Genomic DNA, 15366 nt, shown 5'->3' with positions numbered 1-15366 from the left:
AACTCCGTTGAGAAAGACCCCCTTGATCGCCGTGCTCGCCACGGCCGTTGCGACCGCACTCGCACTGGCCGGGTGCGCGGGCGCTTCTTCGTCCAGCGGTTCCGGCGCCGATGCGTCGATCGCGGTCGGCTCCCTCTACGAGCCGCAGAACCTCGACAACACCGCCGGTGGCGGCCAGGGCGTGACCGAGGCCCTGAACGGAAACGTCTACGAGGGCCTGTTCAAGCTCACCGACGCGGGCAAGGTCGAGCCTCTGCTCGCCACCAAGTACGAGACCAGCGCCGACGGCCTCACCTACACGTTCACCCTGCGCGATGGCGTCAAGTTCCACTCCGGTGAGCCGCTGACCAGCTCGGCCGTGAAGTCGAGCATCGAACGCGTGACAGCCGCCGACTCGCAGTCGGCGCGCAAGTCGCAGCTCGCCGTGATCTCGAAGATCGACACTCCGGACGACAAGACGGTCGTAATCACACTGAAGAGCCGCTCGATCTCGCTGCCGTACAACCTCAGCTACGTGTGGATCATGGGCCCCGGTGCGAAGAACTACAAGACCGCCGAAGACGGCACCGGTCCCTACACGCTCGGCACCTGGAAGCGCGGCAGCTCGCTGAGCCTCGAGCGCTCGAGCGACTACTGGGGAACCGAGGCGAAGAACAAGGAGGTCGTCTTCGACTACTTCACCGACGCCACTGCGCTGTCGAACGCCTTGCTGACCAACGAGGTCGACATCGTCACGAGCATCCAGAGCCCGGATGCGCTCACCCAGTTCGACGGCAACAAGGACTACACGATCAGCGACGGCAAGTCGACCACCAAGGAGCTGCTCGCCTTCAACGATCGCGTCGCCCCCTTCGACGACGTCGAGGTGCGCAAGGCCGTGTACTCGGCCATCGACACGAAGAAGCTGCTGAACTCGATCTGGGGCGACTACGGAACGCTCATCGGTTCGATGGTGCCGCCGAGCGACCCCTGGTACGAGAACCTCACTTCGGTGAACCCGTACGATGTCGACCTCGCCAAGAAAGAGCTCGCCGAGGCGGGTTTCCCGAACGGCTTCTCGTTCACGCTCGACACCCCGACGTACGACCCGCATCCCGCGGTGGCGGAGTTCCTGAAGAGTGACCTCGCGAAGGTCGGGATCACGGTGAACATCAACTCGATCTCTGCCGACGAGTGGTACTCGAAGGTGTTCAAAGACCAGAACTTCCAGGCGACCCTGCAGGAGCACGTCAACGACCGCGATGTGGTCTGGTACGGCGACCCTGACTTCTACTGGGGCTACAACAACCCGCAGGTGACCCAGTGGGTGAACGAGGCCGAGCAGGCGAGCAGCACAGAGGAGCAGACGGCCAAGCTCAAGCTCGTCAACGAGCAGATCGCGAAGGATGCGGCCAGCGCCTGGCTCTACCTCTATCCGCAGATCGTGGTGGCGTCCAGCTCGGTGAGCGGCTACCCCGTGAACGGGCTGAACTCGCAGTTCTACGTGTACGACATCGTCAAGAAGTAGTCACAGGGACTCGTTATCCACTGGATGCTCGGGGGGCCGGATCGCGGCTCCCCGGGCACCTACGCTTAAGAACATCATGGCCATCTACATCGTGCGTCGCCTCGCCTTCCTGGTGGTTTCGCTCGCCCTGGCGATGGTCGTCCTGTTCTTCCTGTTGCGGGTGCTTCCGGGCGACCCGTCCAATGCATTGCTCTCGGTCAACGCCACGCCCGAGCAGATCGAGGCGGCGAAGCGCCAGGTGGGCAGCGATCAGCCGTTGATCGCGCAGTTCTTCAGCTGGTTCGGCGCCATGCTGACCCTGAACCTCGGCCAGTCGTTCATCTCGTCGCTGCCTGTCGCACCCGAGATCGCTTCGCGACTGGCGGTCACCATCCCGCTCACCCTGCTGGCGTTCGTGCTCGCGCTTGCTCTCGGCCTGGTGATCGGCTTCGTCGCGGCCTGGAAGTCGGGCACCTGGTACGGCATCGCCCTGTCGGCGGTGTCGCAGCTGGGCATCGCGGTTCCGGTGTTCTGGGTGGGCATTCTGCTCGTCAGCACGTTCTCGATCAACCTGCGCTGGTTTCCGTCCGGCGGCTTTCCGCGCGACGACTGGGCCGACCCCGCCGCAGCGCTCACCTCGCTGGCTCTTCCGGTGATCACGGTCGCGATCGTCATGAGCGCCTCGATCGCCCGCTACGTGCGCAGCGCGACCCTCGATGTGATCGGCAGCGACTACCTGCGCAACTCGCGAGCTCTCGGGGCCACCTTCGGGCAGGCGATGCGGCGCCACGGGGTGCGCAACGGAGCGGTCCCGGTGATCTCGATCCTGGGCATCGAGCTGGCGACCACGTTCCTCGGAGCCGTCGTGGTCGAGAGTGTGTTCACGCTCCCCGGGCTCGGCAGCATGCTGCTGCGGGCGATCGAGCAGCACGACTATCCGAACATCCAGGGCATCCTCTTCGTCAGCACCTTCGCCGTGCTGCTGATCGGCTTCGCGGCCGATGTCGTTCAGCGTCTCATCGATCCGCGGCTGCGGCTGAGCATCTCGGGCAATCGATGAGCGCGATCGTCGATCAGGCGGCGCACGCCGGTGAGACGGGACCCGCCTCGGCGGCGGTGCCGCGCACCCGGAGACGCCGCTCGGTGACGCTGACGCTCGGGCTCGTCCTGGTCGGGCTGGTGGTCGCGGTGGCGGTCGTCTCGTTCTTCTGGCTGCCGTTCGCGCCGAGCGACACGTCGGGCGGCCGGCTCGAGCATCCGGACGCCACGCACTGGCTCGGCACCGACAAGCTCGGTCGCGACCTCCTCTCCCAGCTCATGGTCGGAGCGCGCATCGCCCTCGCGGTCGGCGCCGGGTCCGTCGCGATCGGCGCCGTGATCGGCATCACGCTCGGGCTCCTCGCGGCGTTCGCGACGACCTGGCTCGACGACACGATCTCGGCGGCGCTCGACATCCTGATCGCCTTCCCGACGCTGCTGCTCGCGATGCTCATCGTCGCGGCGCAGGGCGCATCGCTCTCGACGGCCATTCTCGCGATCGGTCTCGCGATGTCGGCGGTCGTCGCACGACTCACCAGGGTGCTCGCCAAACGCGTGCTCTCACAGCAGTATGTGACGGCTGCCCGCACGTCGGGAACGAGCTGGTTCGGCGTGATCGGGCGGCACATCATGCCCAACATCTGGCCGACGCTCGGAGTGAACCTCGCGCTGCAGTTCGGAGTCGCCGTGCTCGCCGAGGCGAGTCTGTCGTACCTGGGTCTCGGCGCGCCGCCGCCGAACGCCTCGTGGGGCCGGCTGCTGCAAGAGGCGCAGGGCACCGTGGCGGTCGCGCCGGTGGGCGCGATCGCACCCGGGGTCGCGCTCGTCATCCTCGTCATCGGAGTGAACCTCGTGGCCGACGGTCTGCGGGATGTGGCCGATCCGACCAGAAGGAGGTCGCGATGAGTGCAGCGACGGTCGCGTCCGACGCGCCCATCCTCGATGTCCGTTCGCTCGGGGTCGCTTCGAGCGACGGGGTCCCGCTGGTCAGCGATGTCTCGTTCTCGATCGCGCCGGGGGAGAGGCTCGGCCTGATCGGCGAATCCGGTTCGGGCAAGTCGCTGACCTCGTTCGCGGTGACCGGCCTCCTTCCGGGCGGGCTCGTCGCATCCGGGAGCGCGATCCTCGACGGCGTGGAGGTGATCGGTGCTCGGGAACGCGATCTCGTCGGGGTCCGCGGCAGCGTCGCATCGATCGTCTTCCAGGAGCCGCTCACGGCACTCGACCCCCTGATGCGGCTCGGCAGACAAGTGGCCGAACCGCTGCGCCGGCATCTCGGTCTCCGCGGGGCCGCGCTCCGATCGGCTGTTCTCGAAGCGCTGGCCGAAGTGCGGCTACCCGAACCGGAGCGGATCGCGCACGCCTACCCGCACGAGATCTCCGGCGGTCAGCGCCAGCGCGTCGCCATTGCCGCTGCCCTCGCCTGCAAGCCCCGGCTGCTGATCGCGGACGAGCCGACGACGGCGCTCGACGTGACCGTGCAGGAGGAGATCCTCTCGCTCCTCGACTCGCTCGTCGCGGAACGGCGGATGGCCCTCATCTTCGTGAGTCACGACCTCGCCGTCGTCTCGCGCATGACCGACCACGCCCTCCTGCTCCGGGGCGGCCGGGTGGTCGAGGAGGGCCCGATCGATCGCATCCTGAGCGCGCCGAGCGACCCGTACGCGGTCGAACTGGTGCGCAGCGCCCGGCAGCTCGATGCGGCCCTGGAGGTGTCATGAGCACCGTCCTGGAGCTCCGCGACGCGGGGTTCACCTACCGCCGGAGCGATCGACCAGCCCTGGAGGGGGTGTCCATCGCGGTCGAGCACGGCCGAAACGTCGGCATCGTCGGGGAGTCGGGGGCCGGAAAGACCACCGTGCTGTCCCTGCTCCTCGGGCTGAGCAGCCCGACCAGCGGTGCGGTCCTGTTCGACGGCACGCCCCTCGACCGACGCAACAGGGCGAGGATGCGCGAGTTCCGTCGCAGCGTGCAGACCGTCTTCCAGGATCCGTACTCCTCGCTCGACCCGCGTCAGAGCGTCGGCCGCATCATCGCGGAGCCGCTCCGGTCCCTCGGTATCGCACGGGGAGCCGAAGCCGCCCAGCGGGTCGCCGAGGCCCTCGAAGCCGTCGGTCTTCCTGCCGACGCCGCCCGCCGGTACCCGCACGAGTTCTCCGGTGGTCAGCGCCAGCGCATCGCGATCGCGCGCGCGGTGGTCTCGCGCCCGCGCATCCTTCTCGCCGACGAGCCGGTGAGCGCGCTCGACGTGACGACCCGCATCCAGATCATGGAGCTGCTGGCCGAGCTCGGCACGCGCGAGGGTCTGACCGTGGTGATGGTCTCCCACGACCTCGGCGTGGTAGCGGCCCTGTGCGAGCAGACCGTCGTGCTCCGCGGCGGACGCGTGGTCGAGCAGGGCGACACACGAACGGTGCTGGGGTCGCCCGCCGATCCGTACACGCGCACGCTGCTCGACTCCGTGCCGAGGCTCCCGGCCTAGCGCGCGCTACGCGTCGAGGCCGAGCTTCTTGCGCAGGCTCGCGACGTGACCGGTCGCCTTAACGTTGTACAGGGGAAGGCGGACGCTGCCGTCGGGGTCGAGCACGAACGTCGAGCGGATCACGCCGGTGACAGTCTTGCCGTACAGCTTCTTCTCGCCGTAGGCGCCGTAGGCGCGGTGAACCGCGAGGTCCTCGTCCGAGAGCAGCGGGAAGTTGAGGTGCTCCTGCTCCTGGAACTGCTTGTTCTTGGCCGGCGCATCCTTCGAGACGCCGAGCACCTGATAGCCCGCCTCGGCGAGTGAGTTGAGGTTGTCGCGGAAGTCGCAGGCCTCGGTGGTGCATCCGGGGGTCATGGCCGCCGGGTAGAAGTACACGATGACGTTCTTGCCGGCGTAGTCGCCGAGCGACACGTCCTTGCCGTTCTGGTCGGTCAGGGTGAACGTGGGGGCGGCGGTACCGGGTTCGAGTTTGGTCTCCATGCATCCATTCTCCCGGATACGCGGTCAGGTCGCGAAGGTCGCCAGCAGACGCTGGAGGGAGTCGAGCCGTGCTCGGCCCGTGTCGCCGAGGCGCCCGGCCTCGACGGCCTCGATGATCGCGCAGTCCGGAGCGTCGGGCAGGTGGGTGCACCCGCGCGGGCAGTCCTCGGCGATCTCGGCGAGGTCGGTGAACGCTTTGAGGATGCTGTCGCTGTTGATATGCCCCAGACCGAACGACCGCACACCGGGGGTGTCGATGACCCAGCCGCGCCCGTTCTCGTTCTCGACCCGCAGCGAGACCGTGGAGGACGACGTGTGCCGTCCACGACCGGTCACGACGTTCACGTGGCCGGTGGCCCGCATCGCGCCCGGCACGATCTCGTTCACCAGTGTCGACTTGCCCACGCCCGAGTGCCCGACGACGACCGTGTCGTGCCCGACGAGCGCGGCCTTGATCTCGTCGACAGGGATGTGGTCCTCCCTGCTCGTGAACACCGGAAGGTCGAGCCCGGCGAAGTTCTCGAGGAACGGCGCCGGGTCGGCGAGATCGATCTTCGTGACGCACAGCATCGGCTCGATCCCCGCGTCGAAGGCAGCGACGAGGTAGCGGTCGACCAGGCGCGTGCGCGGCTCCGGGTTGGCCGCGGCGACCACGATGAGCATCTGGTCGGCGTTCGCGACGATGACACGCTCCACCTCGTCGGTGTCGTCTGCGCTGCGGCGCAACAGCGTCCTGCGGGGCTCGATCCGGACGATCCGGGAGAGTGTGCCCTCGTCGCCGGTGGTGTCCCCGACGACCGCCACCCGGTCACCGGTCACGATCGCCTGCCGCCGCAGTTCGCTCGCGCGCGTCGAGGTCACCTGGCGTTCGTCGGGCGTGTTCTCGTCGAGAAGGATCGTGTACCTGCCGCGGTCGACGCCGAGCACCCGCGCGATCTGCGCATCCGTGTGCTCGGGGCGCTGCTTGCTGCGGGGACGGTTGCCCTTCGGATTGGGACGGCTGCGGATGCTCGCTTCGTCGTATGCGTCGAGCACGTCCTCATCGTCGTCTTCGTCCGCCCACCACGACATCTATGCGGTGCCTTCCTCGACCATGCGCTGCCAGAGCTGAGTGAACTGGGGCAGTGTCTTGGCGGTCGTCGCGACGTTCTCGATCTCGACGCCAGCGACGGCCAGGCCGATGATCGCGCCAGCGGTGGCCATGCGGTGGTCCTCGTAGCTGCGCCAGACCCCACCCGTCAACGGGCGCGGTTCGATGCGGAGCCCGTCGGGGAGCTCGGTCACGGCGCCGCCGAGCCCGTTGATCTCGGCCGCGAGGGCGGCGAGACGGTCGGTCTCATGGTGGCGGATGTGCCCGATCCCGGTGATCTCGCTGGGGCCGTCCGCAAGTGCGGCGATCGCGACGAGCGCAGGAGCCAGTTCGCCGCCGGTGCTGAGGTCGACGGTGATGCCCCGGATGCTCTCGCCGCCGGTGACCGTGAGACGGTCGCTCTCGCGCGTGACGGTCGCGCCGAACAGAGGCAGGAGCTCGGCGAGGTCGGCGCCGACCTGGGTGGTCTCCCCGGGCCAGCCGGTGATCGTCACCGAGCCGCCGGTGACGACCGCGGCAGCGAGGAACGGCGCCGCATTGGAGAGGTCGGGCTCGATGTCGACGTCGAGCGCGCCGATCGTGCCCGGCGACACGATCCAGCGCCCGACCTCGGGCGAATCGACGGTCACGCCGCGGGCGGCGAGGGTCGCGATCGTCATCTGGATGTGCGGCAGGCTCGGCAGGCGCTCGCCGGAGTGCGTGAGGTCGAGGCCGTCCTCGAAGCGGGATGCCGACAGCAGCAGGGCGCTCACGAACTGGCTCGACGAGGAGGCGTCGATCTGGATCGACCCTCCGGTGACGGATCCCATGCCGTGCACTGTGAACGGCAGCGAGCCGCGCCCGTCGTCATTGATGTCGACGCCGAGTGCGCGCAGGGAGGAGATGATCGCTCCCATCGGCCGGCCGCGCGCGGAGTCGTCGGCATCGAACATCGTCGGCCCCAGCGCCAGTCCGGCGATCGGCGGCACGAACCGCATGACCGTTCCGGCCTGCCCGCAGTCGATCGTGGTGCTGCCGAGGAGTTCCTCCGGGGGAGTGACGAGCAGGTCGGCACCGAACTCTCCGCTGGCGGGTTTCTCCTCGATGCCGACCCCGAGCGAGCGGAGCGCCTCGACCATGTTCGTCGTGTCACGCGAGTGCAGGGGCGCACGGAGCAGGGACGGCCCGTCGGCCAGGGCGGAGAGCACGAGCTCACGGGCGGTCAGCGACTTCGAACCGGGGAGCGAGACGGACGCGCTCAACGGGCCGCTCGCGACAGGGGCGGGCCACAGTTTGTTCGGCTCGTCGTGGCGGTTGTCGCCGTACGGATCGAACTCGGGAGCGGAATATTTCGAGATCAGCATTGTTGTCAAGATTATCCGCGTTTTCGACCGAAGGAAGGACCGTCGTGGTATCCGTGACCGCCGTTCTGGACTCTCCCAGTGTGGACGCACTGGCAGAACTAGACTGGCCCGTGATGACCACCACCGACGAACCCGCCTCCGACGACCTGGGCCCCCTCTTCGAAGAGCAGGCCCTGCCGTTCATGGACCAGTTGTACGCGGCCGCCCTGCGCATGACCAGAAACCCGGCCGACGCGCAAGACCTGGTGCAAGAGACGTACGTCAAGGCGTATGCCGCCTTCCGGCAGTTCCAGCAGGGCACGAACCTGAAGGCGTGGCTGTACCGCATCCTCACCAACACGTTCATCAACACGTATCGCAAGAAGCAGCGCGAGCCGTACCAGGGCACGATCGACGAGCTGGAGGACTGGCAGCTCGGCGGTGCGGAGTCGTTCACGTCGTCGACCACCCGGTCCGCTGAGGCCGAGGCAATCGACCACCTGCCCGACAGCGCCGTCAAGGACGCGTTGCAGGCCATCCCGGAGGACTTCCGGATGGCGGTGTATTTCGCCGACGTCGAAGGTTTCTCCTACCAAGAGATCGCCGACATCATGAAGACTCCGATCGGCACCGTGATGAGCCGCCTCCACCGCGGCCGCCGGATGCTCAGGGAGCTTCTTTCCGACTACGCGCACGAGCGGGGACTGTCCGCCGTGCAGAATCCGGGGAGCAAGAAATGACAGACTGCGGCTGTGACAAGGCCAAGCAGGACCTCGAGGAGTACCTTCGCAACGAGCTCCGCAGCGAAGATGCTGCGGACATCCGCGAACACCTCGCCAACTGCGACGGATGCTCAGACGAGGCACACCTGAACGTCGTGCTCACCGAAGTGGTGCAGCGCGCGTGCAAGGAGACTGCGCCGGCTACGCTGCGCACCGAGGTGCTGCTGAGGATCCGCGCCATCCAGGCCACGCACTAGGCTCGGCCCGGCCAGCCCAGGTCAGCGCCCGGGTCAGCGCCCCTGCAGATGCTGCAGGAAGAACAGACCGCCGAGGGGATCGTTCGCCTGCGCGAAGCGGCCGAACTCGCTGTCCCAGGGGTCGCGGATGACACTTCCGCCGAGTTCGACCACGCGTGCGCAGGCGGCGTCGACGTCGTCGACCCCGAAGTAGATCGTCCAGTGCGACGCGACTCCGTCGGGCAGCATCTTGTCGGCGTCGAAGACCCCGCCGACCGGTGCCCCTTCCGGCCCGTAGGTGGAGTAGCGGAAGTCGGCGGTGTCGCCGAGAACCTGCGTGCTCCATCCGAACGTCTTCGTGTAGAACTCGACCTGGGCCGCGTAGTCCCGGGCGTACAGCTCGTGCCAGGTGGGCGCGCCCGCCTCGCCGACGACCTCGAACCCGCGGAACCGGTTCGGCTGCCACAGGCCGATCGCCGCTCCGCCGGGGTCGGTGACGATCGCCATTGCTCCCTGGTCGCCCACGGTCATGGTCGGCGCGGAGACCTCGGCGTGCGCTTCGACGGCTGCGCTCTCGGTGGCGGATGCGTCCTCGACGAGGAGGTAGGTGGTCCACACGTTCGGCTGGATGCCCTCCATCGCCGTACCCATCCCCGCGACCGGATGCCCGTTCGAACGGAACGTGACGTAGCCGCCGTACTCGGGCGCCGCTACGTCAGCCTCCCAGCCGAACAGGCTCGCGTAGAACTCACGGGAGGCGTCCAGGTCTGAACTCGCGTAGTCGATCCAGCAGGGTTCGCCGAGACGATGAGTGGTCAGCACGGTCATGTGAGGCAGCCTACGTCTGCACCCGCAACGACGAAAGGGCCCCGCGCCTTTCGGTACGGGGCCCTTTCGTCGTGCGTGCGCCCTACAGCGTGAGTGCGCGCTGGACGAGCAGGCTCTGCTCCTGTGCGTGACGCTTCGCCGAGCCTGCGGCAGGCGAGGCCGACGGCGGCCGGGAGATCACACTGAGGGGGCGGGGGCCGAGCTTGGACGTCTCGAGGATCATGTACGGCCAGGCGCCCTGGTTCTCGGGCTCGTCCTGAACCCACACCAGCTCCGCGCCGGGGTAGGAATCGACGACGGCCTTCAGCTCCTCGGCGGGCAGCGGGTAGAACTGCTCGACGCGAACGAGCGCGATCTCGGGGTTCGGGTTCTTCTCCAGCTCGTTGAGCAGGTCGTAGTAGAGCTTGCCGGCCATCATCAGCACCCGCTTGACAGCACCGCGATCCTGGATGCGCGCGTCGTCGATGACAGGCTCGAACTTGCCGCTCGTGAACTCCTCCACCGAACTGGTCGCGCCACGGAGCCGCAGCATCGCCTTCGGTGTGAAGACCACCAGCGGCCGACGCGGGCGGGCGTAGGCCTGCCGGCGGAGCAGGTGGAAGTACGACGCCGGCGTCGAGGGACGGGCGACCGTCATGTTGTTCTCGGCGCAGAGCTGCAGGTACCGCTCGATGCGGGCGCTCGAATGGTCGGGCCCCTGGCCCTCGTAGCCGTGCGGTAGCAGCAATACGACGGAGGAGCGCTGGCCCCACTTCTGCTCGGCCGAGGAGACGAACTCGTCGATGATGATCTGGGCGCCGTTGGCGAAGTCGCCGAACTGGGCCTCCCAGAGCACGAGGGCATCCGCTCGCTCCACCGAGTAGCCGTACTCGAAGCCCATCGCGGCGTACTCGCTGAGAAGCGAGTCGTAGATCCAGAACTTTGCCTGGTTGTCGCTGAGGTTGGCGAGCGGCAGCCATTCCTGGCCGTTGGAGCGGTCGTGAAGCACAGCGTGACGCTGCACGAAGGTGCCGCGCCGGGTGTCCTGGCCGGCCATGCGCACCGGGGTGCCCTCGAGCAGGACCGAGCCGAGCGCCAGCAACTCGCCGAAGCCCCAGTCGATGCCGCCGTTGCGGCTCATGTCGTGGCGCTTGGTCAGCAGCTGCTGGAGCTTGGGGTGCACGGTGAAGCCGGCAGGCGGGTTGTCGAACGCGTCCCCGATGAGGTGGATGACCTGCTCGCTCACACCGGTGGTCTCGGGCTCGCCCGCGCCATCGTTCTGCTGAGCGGCCGGGAGTTCGAGGTCGGCGACCGTGTCCACGTCGCCCGTGACGACCGGCACCGAGTTGGTCTGGGCCGCGTGCGTCTCCATGAAGGCACGCTCGAGGCGCTCCTGGAAGTCGCGGTGGGCCTGCTCGAACTCTTCCTGGGTGATGTCGCCGCGACCGACGAGGGCCTCGGTGTAGAGCCGGCGCACCGACCGCTTCGCTTCGATGAGGTTGTACATGAGCGGCTGCGTCATCGAGGGGTCGTCGCCCTCGTTGTGGCCGCGACGGCGGTAGCAGACGAGGTCGATGACCACGTCGCGCTTGAACTCCTGACGGTAGTCGAAGGCGAGCTGCGCCACGCGCACCACGGCTTCGGGGTCGTCGCCGTTCACGTGGAAGATCGGGGCCTGGATGGTCTTGGCGACATCCGTCGAGTACACCGACGAGCGGGATTCGCTCGGGGAGGTGGTGAAGCCGACCTGGTTGTTGATGTTCACGTGGATCGTGCCGCCGACGCGGTAGCCGCGCAGCTGCGACATCTGCAGCGTCTCGACGACCACGCCCTGGCCGGCGATCGCCGCGTCGCCGTGGATGAGGACCGGGAGCGTGAGGAAGGTCATCGGCGCGCGCCGGTCTTGCTTGGCGCGCACGATGCCCTCGAGCACGCCGTCGTTGGCCTCGAGGTGGGAGGGGTTCGCGGCCAGGTAGACGGGGATCTCCTCGCCGTCCGCGCCCTTGAAGGTGCCCTCGGTGCCGAGGTGGTACTTGACGTCGCCGGAACCCTGCACGGTGCGCGGGTCCTGCGTCCCCTCGAACTCGCGGAAGATCTGACCGTAGGTCTTGCCGGCGATGTTGGTGAGGACGTTGAGCCGGCCACGGTGCGCCATGCCGATGGCGACCTCTTCGAGCCCGGCCTCCGACGCTCCCTGGAGGATGGTGTCGAGCAGGGCGATGGTCGACTCGCCGCCCTCGAGGCTGAAGCGCTTCTGGCCGACGTACTTGGTCTGCAGGAAGGTCTCGAACGCCTCGGCCTCGTTCAGCTTGCCGAGGATGCGCAGCTGCTCGTCGTGCGACGGCTTCTCGTAGCCGCGCTCCAGCTTGTCCTGGAACCACTTGCGCTGGGCGGGGTCCTGGATGTGCATGTACTCGATGCCGACCGTGCGGCAGTACGAGTCGCGGAGCACGCCGAGGATGTCGCGCAGCTTCATCTGCCGCTTGTCGCCGCCGAACTGGCCGGTGACGAACTCGCGGTCGAGGTCCCAGAAGGTGAGGCCGTGCGTGGCGATGTCGAGGTCGGGGTGCGAACGCTGTACGTATTCGAGCGGGTCGATGTCGGCCATGAGGTGACCGCGCACACGGAAGGCGTTGATGAGCTCCTGCACGCGGGCCGTCTTGTCGACGGCGCTTGCGAGGTCGACGCTGATGTCGGGCGCCCAGTGGATCGGGTCGTACGGGATGCGCAGAGCGGAGAAGATGTCTTCGTAGAAGCTGCGCTTGCCGATCAGCATCTCGTGCACGATCTTGAGGAACTCGCCCGAACCGGCGCCCTGGATGACGCGGTGGTCGTAGGTGCTGGTGAGGGTGATCGTCTTGCCGATCGCGAGGCCGGCGAGCGTCTTCTCGCTGGAGCCCTGGAACTCGGCCGGGTACTCGAGGGCGCCGGCGCCGATGATGCAGCCCTGCCCCTTCATCAGACGCGGAACGGAGTGCTCGGTGCCGATGCCGCCCGGGTTGGTGAGCGACAGGGTCGTTCCCGCGAAGTCCGCCGCCGTGAGCTTGTTGGAGCGCGCCTTGGCGATGAGCTCTTCGTAGGCGGCCAGGAACTCGCCGAAGCCCATCGTGTCGGCGCGCTTGATGCTCGGGACGAGCAGCGCCCTGGTGCCGTCGGGCTTGGGGATGTCGATGGCGATACCGAGGTTGACGTGCGCCGGCGCGACGACCGAGGGCTTGCCGTCGGGTTCGTCGTAGTAGACGTTCTGGCTCGGGAACTCTTTGAGCGCTTGGACGAGCGCCCAGCCGATGAGGTGGGTGAAGGAGACCTTGCCACCGCGCGCACGCTTCAGGTGGTTGTTGATCACGATGCGGTTGTCGATCATCAGCTTGGCCGGGATCGTGCGAACGCTGGTCGCGGTCGGAACGGTGAGGCTCGCATCCATGTTGGTCGCGAGGGTCTTCGCCATGCCGCGCAGCGGGGTGACCTTGTCTTGAGGCTCTTCGGCGGTGCCGTCGGTGTCCGCCGTGACGACGGTCTGCGGTGCGGTGACCGGAGCGTCAGCCGGAACGGGCTGCGGCTTCGGCGCGATCGATGTGGTGCGAGCGACCGGCTGCGTGCCGATCACGGGGATGGGGGCGGTGACGGGGCGGGGCTCGGTGGACTGGGTCGGGACCGACGGCGTCGTCGGCTCGGCGGGAGACGGCGCATTCGGCTCTGTCGGTTCCGCCGGGTTCGGTTCGGTCGGCGCCGGCACGGTCGGTTCCGCCGGGTTCGGGGCAGGCGTCTCGTCCGGTGAGGGGATCGACGCCTGCGCGTCGTCCTTGACCGTGGGGTGATAGCTCTCGAGGATCGGCCACCAGGACTTGTCGACCGAGTTCTTGTCGACGATGAACTGCTCGTACAACTCGTCGACGAGCCATTCATTGGCTCCGAACTCGCCCGACGATCCGTCGTCGGTTCCCACTCCGGTCAACTGGCTCGACACAGCCGTTCGCCCACTCTCTCCATCGATCTCGTTGCGACCGGACGGCTCGTGACCGTCCGCATCCATCCAGTCATCAAGCCTAATCCCATCGGAGGACGGGTGCGGGCGATCGGCCGGGAGGGATAGCGTTATTCCCATGCAGTTCTATGGAACGACTCCGTTGCACGACCTCACGTACTCCGACGTGTTCCTCGTCCCCTCCCGGTCGTCGGTGACGAGCCGCTTGGACGTGTCCCTGGCGCCCGGCGACGGCACCGGCGCGACCATCCCCGTCGTGTCGGCGAATATGAACTCGGTCACGGGAAAACGCCTCGCCGCCACCCTCGCGCGCCGCGGCGGCCTCGGGGTCCTGCCGCAGGACATGCACCTCCAAGACCTCGACGACGCGATCCGCTGGGTGAAAGCGCAGCCGGTCGCCTTCGACACCCCCTTCATCTTCAGCCCCGACGAGACCGTGGCCGACGCCCTGCGCCGGGTGCCGGCCGTCGAGGGACACGGCATCGTCATCCGTGACGGTGACGGCGACGGCGAGGGACGCTACCTCGGCGCCGTCGCGGCCTCGACGTTGGGGTCGGCCCTCCCGGATGCGCGGCTCGGCGACCTCCTGCACGGTGCGCTCACCTCGCTCGACGCGGAGGACATCACCGACGGCAGAGCCGCCTTCGACGTGATGAGCGCCGCGGGCATCGAATTCGCTCCGGTGCTCGACCACGGCAGAGTGGTCGGGACCCTCAGCCAGCGCAGCGCGTTGCGCTCCACCATCTACCAGCCGGCGGTCGACTCCCACGGGCGCCTGCGCGTCGCCGCCGCCATCGGCATCAACGGCGACGTGGCCAGCAAGGCGAAGGCGCTGGCCGCGGCCGGCGTCGACGTTCTCGTCATCGACACGGCCCACGGGGATCAGGAGGGGATGCGCAGCGCCATCCGCACCGTCAAGGGCCTGAACCTGGGGCTGCCGATCGTCGCGGGCAACGTCGTCACGGAGCAGGCCGTGCGCGACCTCGTCGAAGCCGGCGCCGACATCCTCAAGGTCGGTGTCGGCCCGGGTGCCATGTGCACCACCCGCATGATGACCGCGGTCGGCCGCCCGCAGTTCTCGGCGGTGCTCGAGACCTCGCAGACGGCGCGCGAACTCGGCGCCCACGTCTGGGCGGATGGCGGGGTGCGGTACCCCCGCGACGTCGCCCTCGCGCTCGCCGCCGGTGGCGCATCCGTGATGATCGGCTCGTGGTTCGCCGGCACGATCGAGGCGCCCGGACTGCTGAACACGGATGCGAGCGGAGCCCTCTACAAGGAGAGCTGGGGCATGGCGAGCACCAAGGCCGTCCAGGGTCGGTTCGAGCGCCTGGACGCCTACGAGCTGGCCCGCAAGACGCTCTTCGCCGAGGGCATCTCGAGTTCGCGCATCGCCCTCGACCCGCTGCGTCCTTCGGTGGAGGATCTGCTCGACATGATCACCACGGGGGTGCGCAGCTCGTTCACGTACGCGGGTGCGCGCACGGTGGCCGAGTTCCACGACCGGGCGCTCGTCGGCATCCAGTCGGCGGCCGGGTACGAAGAGGGCAAGGCGCTCCCCGTCTCCTGGTGAGGACAAGGAGCCGGTGATGCGCCATCGTCTGGCGCGCTCCCAGGCTGGGACCGCGGCCGTGTCGCTATACTTGGCGGGAAATGGACGACCCCCCTTCTGCGCAGAGCCCATTCGATTCCGCGAGGCCTGAGGTCTCGCGAGCCATCGG

The 15366-nt window shown here is 68.1% G+C and carries 13 protein-coding genes; 8 read left to right on the top strand and 5 right to left on the bottom strand.

Going from position 1 to position 15366, the window contains the following annotated elements; all coding sequences use genetic code 11:
• Positions 1-7: 7 nt before the first annotated feature.
• The 5 genes from ACFVV0_RS09100 (at position 8) to ACFVV0_RS09080 (ending at position 5006) form a co-directional block, all read left to right on the top strand.
• Positions 8-1507 (top strand): ABC transporter substrate-binding protein, encoded by a 1500-nt coding sequence (locus ACFVV0_RS09100; RefSeq protein WP_387061340.1) that lies wholly within the window; start codon positions 8-10, stop codon positions 1505-1507.
• Positions 1508-1583: 76 nt separating this feature from the next.
• Entirely contained in the window at positions 1584-2546 is a 963-nt protein-coding gene (locus tag ACFVV0_RS09095) for an ABC transporter permease (protein ID WP_387061338.1), read from the top strand.
• Positions 2543-3430 carry an ABC transporter permease gene (locus ACFVV0_RS09090; protein ID WP_387061335.1) on the top strand — a complete coding sequence of 296 codons (888 nt, stop codon included), beginning with the start codon at positions 2543-2545 and terminating at the stop codon, positions 3428-3430. The genes ACFVV0_RS09095 and ACFVV0_RS09090 overlap by 4 nt, the downstream gene beginning before the upstream one ends.
• A complete protein-coding gene (locus ACFVV0_RS09085; RefSeq protein WP_387061332.1) occupies positions 3427-4245 on the top strand; it encodes an ATP-binding cassette domain-containing protein in 819 nt (272 codons plus the stop codon). The genes ACFVV0_RS09090 and ACFVV0_RS09085 overlap by 4 nt, the downstream gene beginning before the upstream one ends.
• On the top strand, positions 4242-5006 hold the full coding sequence (locus tag ACFVV0_RS09080) for an ABC transporter ATP-binding protein (protein ID WP_387061329.1): 765 nt from the start codon (positions 4242-4244) through the stop codon (positions 5004-5006). Before ACFVV0_RS09085 ends, ACFVV0_RS09080 begins: the two co-directional genes overlap by 4 nt.
• A 6-nt stretch (positions 5007-5012) precedes the next feature.
• Here ACFVV0_RS09080 and bcp read toward each other — a convergent pair whose 3' ends face one another.
• The 3 genes from bcp to aroA are packed head-to-tail and all read right to left on the bottom strand — an operon-like array spanning position 5013 to position 7919.
• Positions 5013-5486: a thioredoxin-dependent thiol peroxidase gene (bcp, locus tag ACFVV0_RS09075; RefSeq protein WP_387061326.1), complete on the bottom strand. Its 474-nt coding sequence runs from the start codon at positions 5484-5486 to the stop codon at positions 5013-5015.
• A 24-nt stretch (positions 5487-5510) separates the two neighbouring features.
• Positions 5511-6557 (bottom strand): ribosome small subunit-dependent GTPase A, encoded by a 1047-nt coding sequence (gene rsgA, locus ACFVV0_RS09070; protein WP_387061324.1) that lies wholly within the window; start codon positions 6555-6557, stop codon positions 5511-5513.
• Complete coding sequence (gene aroA, locus ACFVV0_RS09065) at positions 6558-7919, bottom strand: 3-phosphoshikimate 1-carboxyvinyltransferase (protein ID WP_387061322.1); 1362 nt, start codon at positions 7917-7919, stop codon at positions 6558-6560.
• Positions 7920-8032: 113 nt separating this feature from the next.
• Between aroA and ACFVV0_RS09060 the strand changes: the two genes are divergently transcribed.
• Together ACFVV0_RS09060 and ACFVV0_RS09055 are read left to right on the top strand one after the other, a co-directional pair.
• Entirely contained in the window at positions 8033-8638 is a 606-nt protein-coding gene (locus tag ACFVV0_RS09060) for a sigma-70 family RNA polymerase sigma factor (protein ID WP_387061319.1), read from the top strand.
• Positions 8635-8877: a zf-HC2 domain-containing protein gene (locus ACFVV0_RS09055; protein ID WP_387061317.1), complete on the top strand. Its 243-nt coding sequence runs from the start codon at positions 8635-8637 to the stop codon at positions 8875-8877. Before ACFVV0_RS09060 ends, ACFVV0_RS09055 begins: the two co-directional genes overlap by 4 nt.
• Before the next feature lie 33 nt (positions 8878-8910).
• Here ACFVV0_RS09055 and ACFVV0_RS09050 read toward each other — a convergent pair whose 3' ends face one another.
• Both ACFVV0_RS09050 and ACFVV0_RS09045 read right to left on the bottom strand, forming a co-directional pair.
• On the bottom strand, positions 8911-9684 hold the full coding sequence (locus ACFVV0_RS09050; RefSeq protein ID WP_387061315.1) for a VOC family protein: 774 nt from the start codon (positions 9682-9684) through the stop codon (positions 8911-8913).
• 82 nt (positions 9685-9766) lie between these two features.
• Entirely contained in the window at positions 9767-13630 is a 3864-nt protein-coding gene (locus tag ACFVV0_RS09045; protein ID WP_387061794.1) for a multifunctional oxoglutarate decarboxylase/oxoglutarate dehydrogenase thiamine pyrophosphate-binding subunit/dihydrolipoyllysine-residue succinyltransferase subunit, read from the bottom strand.
• Between the two features lie 136 nt (positions 13631-13766).
• Between ACFVV0_RS09045 and ACFVV0_RS09040 the strand changes: the two genes are divergently transcribed.
• Positions 13767-15218 (top strand): GuaB1 family IMP dehydrogenase-related protein, encoded by a 1452-nt coding sequence (locus ACFVV0_RS09040; RefSeq protein ID WP_387061313.1) that lies wholly within the window; start codon positions 13767-13769, stop codon positions 15216-15218.
• The last annotated feature ends 148 nt before the right edge of the window (positions 15219-15366 follow it).

Origin of the sequence: Leifsonia sp. NPDC058230 (genome assembly GCF_042882245.1) — a bacterium.
Taxonomy (GTDB): Bacteria; Actinomycetota; Actinomycetes; order Actinomycetales; family Microbacteriaceae; genus Leifsonia.
This window is presented reverse-complemented; position numbering and strand designations above follow the sequence as displayed.

Coding starts and splice junctions, on each gene's coding strand:
- ACFVV0_RS09080 (WP_387061329.1), top strand. CDS start 4,242: ATGAGCACCGTCCTGGAGCTCCGCGACGCGGGGTTCACCTACCGCCGG.
- ACFVV0_RS09090 (WP_387061335.1), top strand. CDS start 2,543: ATGAGCGCGATCGTCGATCAGGCGGCGCACGCCGGTGAGACGGGACCC.
- rsgA (WP_387061324.1), bottom strand. CDS start 6,557: ATGTCGTGGTGGGCGGACGAAGACGACGATGAGGACGTGCTCGACGCA.
- ACFVV0_RS09040 (WP_387061313.1), top strand. CDS start 13,767: ATGCAGTTCTATGGAACGACTCCGTTGCACGACCTCACGTACTCCGAC.
- ACFVV0_RS09085 (WP_387061332.1), top strand. CDS start 3,427: ATGAGTGCAGCGACGGTCGCGTCCGACGCGCCCATCCTCGATGTCCGT.
- ACFVV0_RS09095 (WP_387061338.1), top strand. CDS start 1,584: ATGGCCATCTACATCGTGCGTCGCCTCGCCTTCCTGGTGGTTTCGCTC.
- ACFVV0_RS09055 (WP_387061317.1), top strand. CDS start 8,635: ATGACAGACTGCGGCTGTGACAAGGCCAAGCAGGACCTCGAGGAGTAC.
- bcp (WP_387061326.1), bottom strand. CDS start 5,486: ATGGAGACCAAACTCGAACCCGGTACCGCCGCCCCCACGTTCACCCTG.
- aroA (WP_387061322.1), bottom strand. CDS start 7,919: ATGCTGATCTCGAAATATTCCGCTCCCGAGTTCGATCCGTACGGCGAC.
- ACFVV0_RS09060 (WP_387061319.1), top strand. CDS start 8,033: ATGACCACCACCGACGAACCCGCCTCCGACGACCTGGGCCCCCTCTTC.
- ACFVV0_RS09050 (WP_387061315.1), bottom strand. CDS start 9,684: ATGACCGTGCTGACCACTCATCGTCTCGGCGAACCCTGCTGGATCGAC.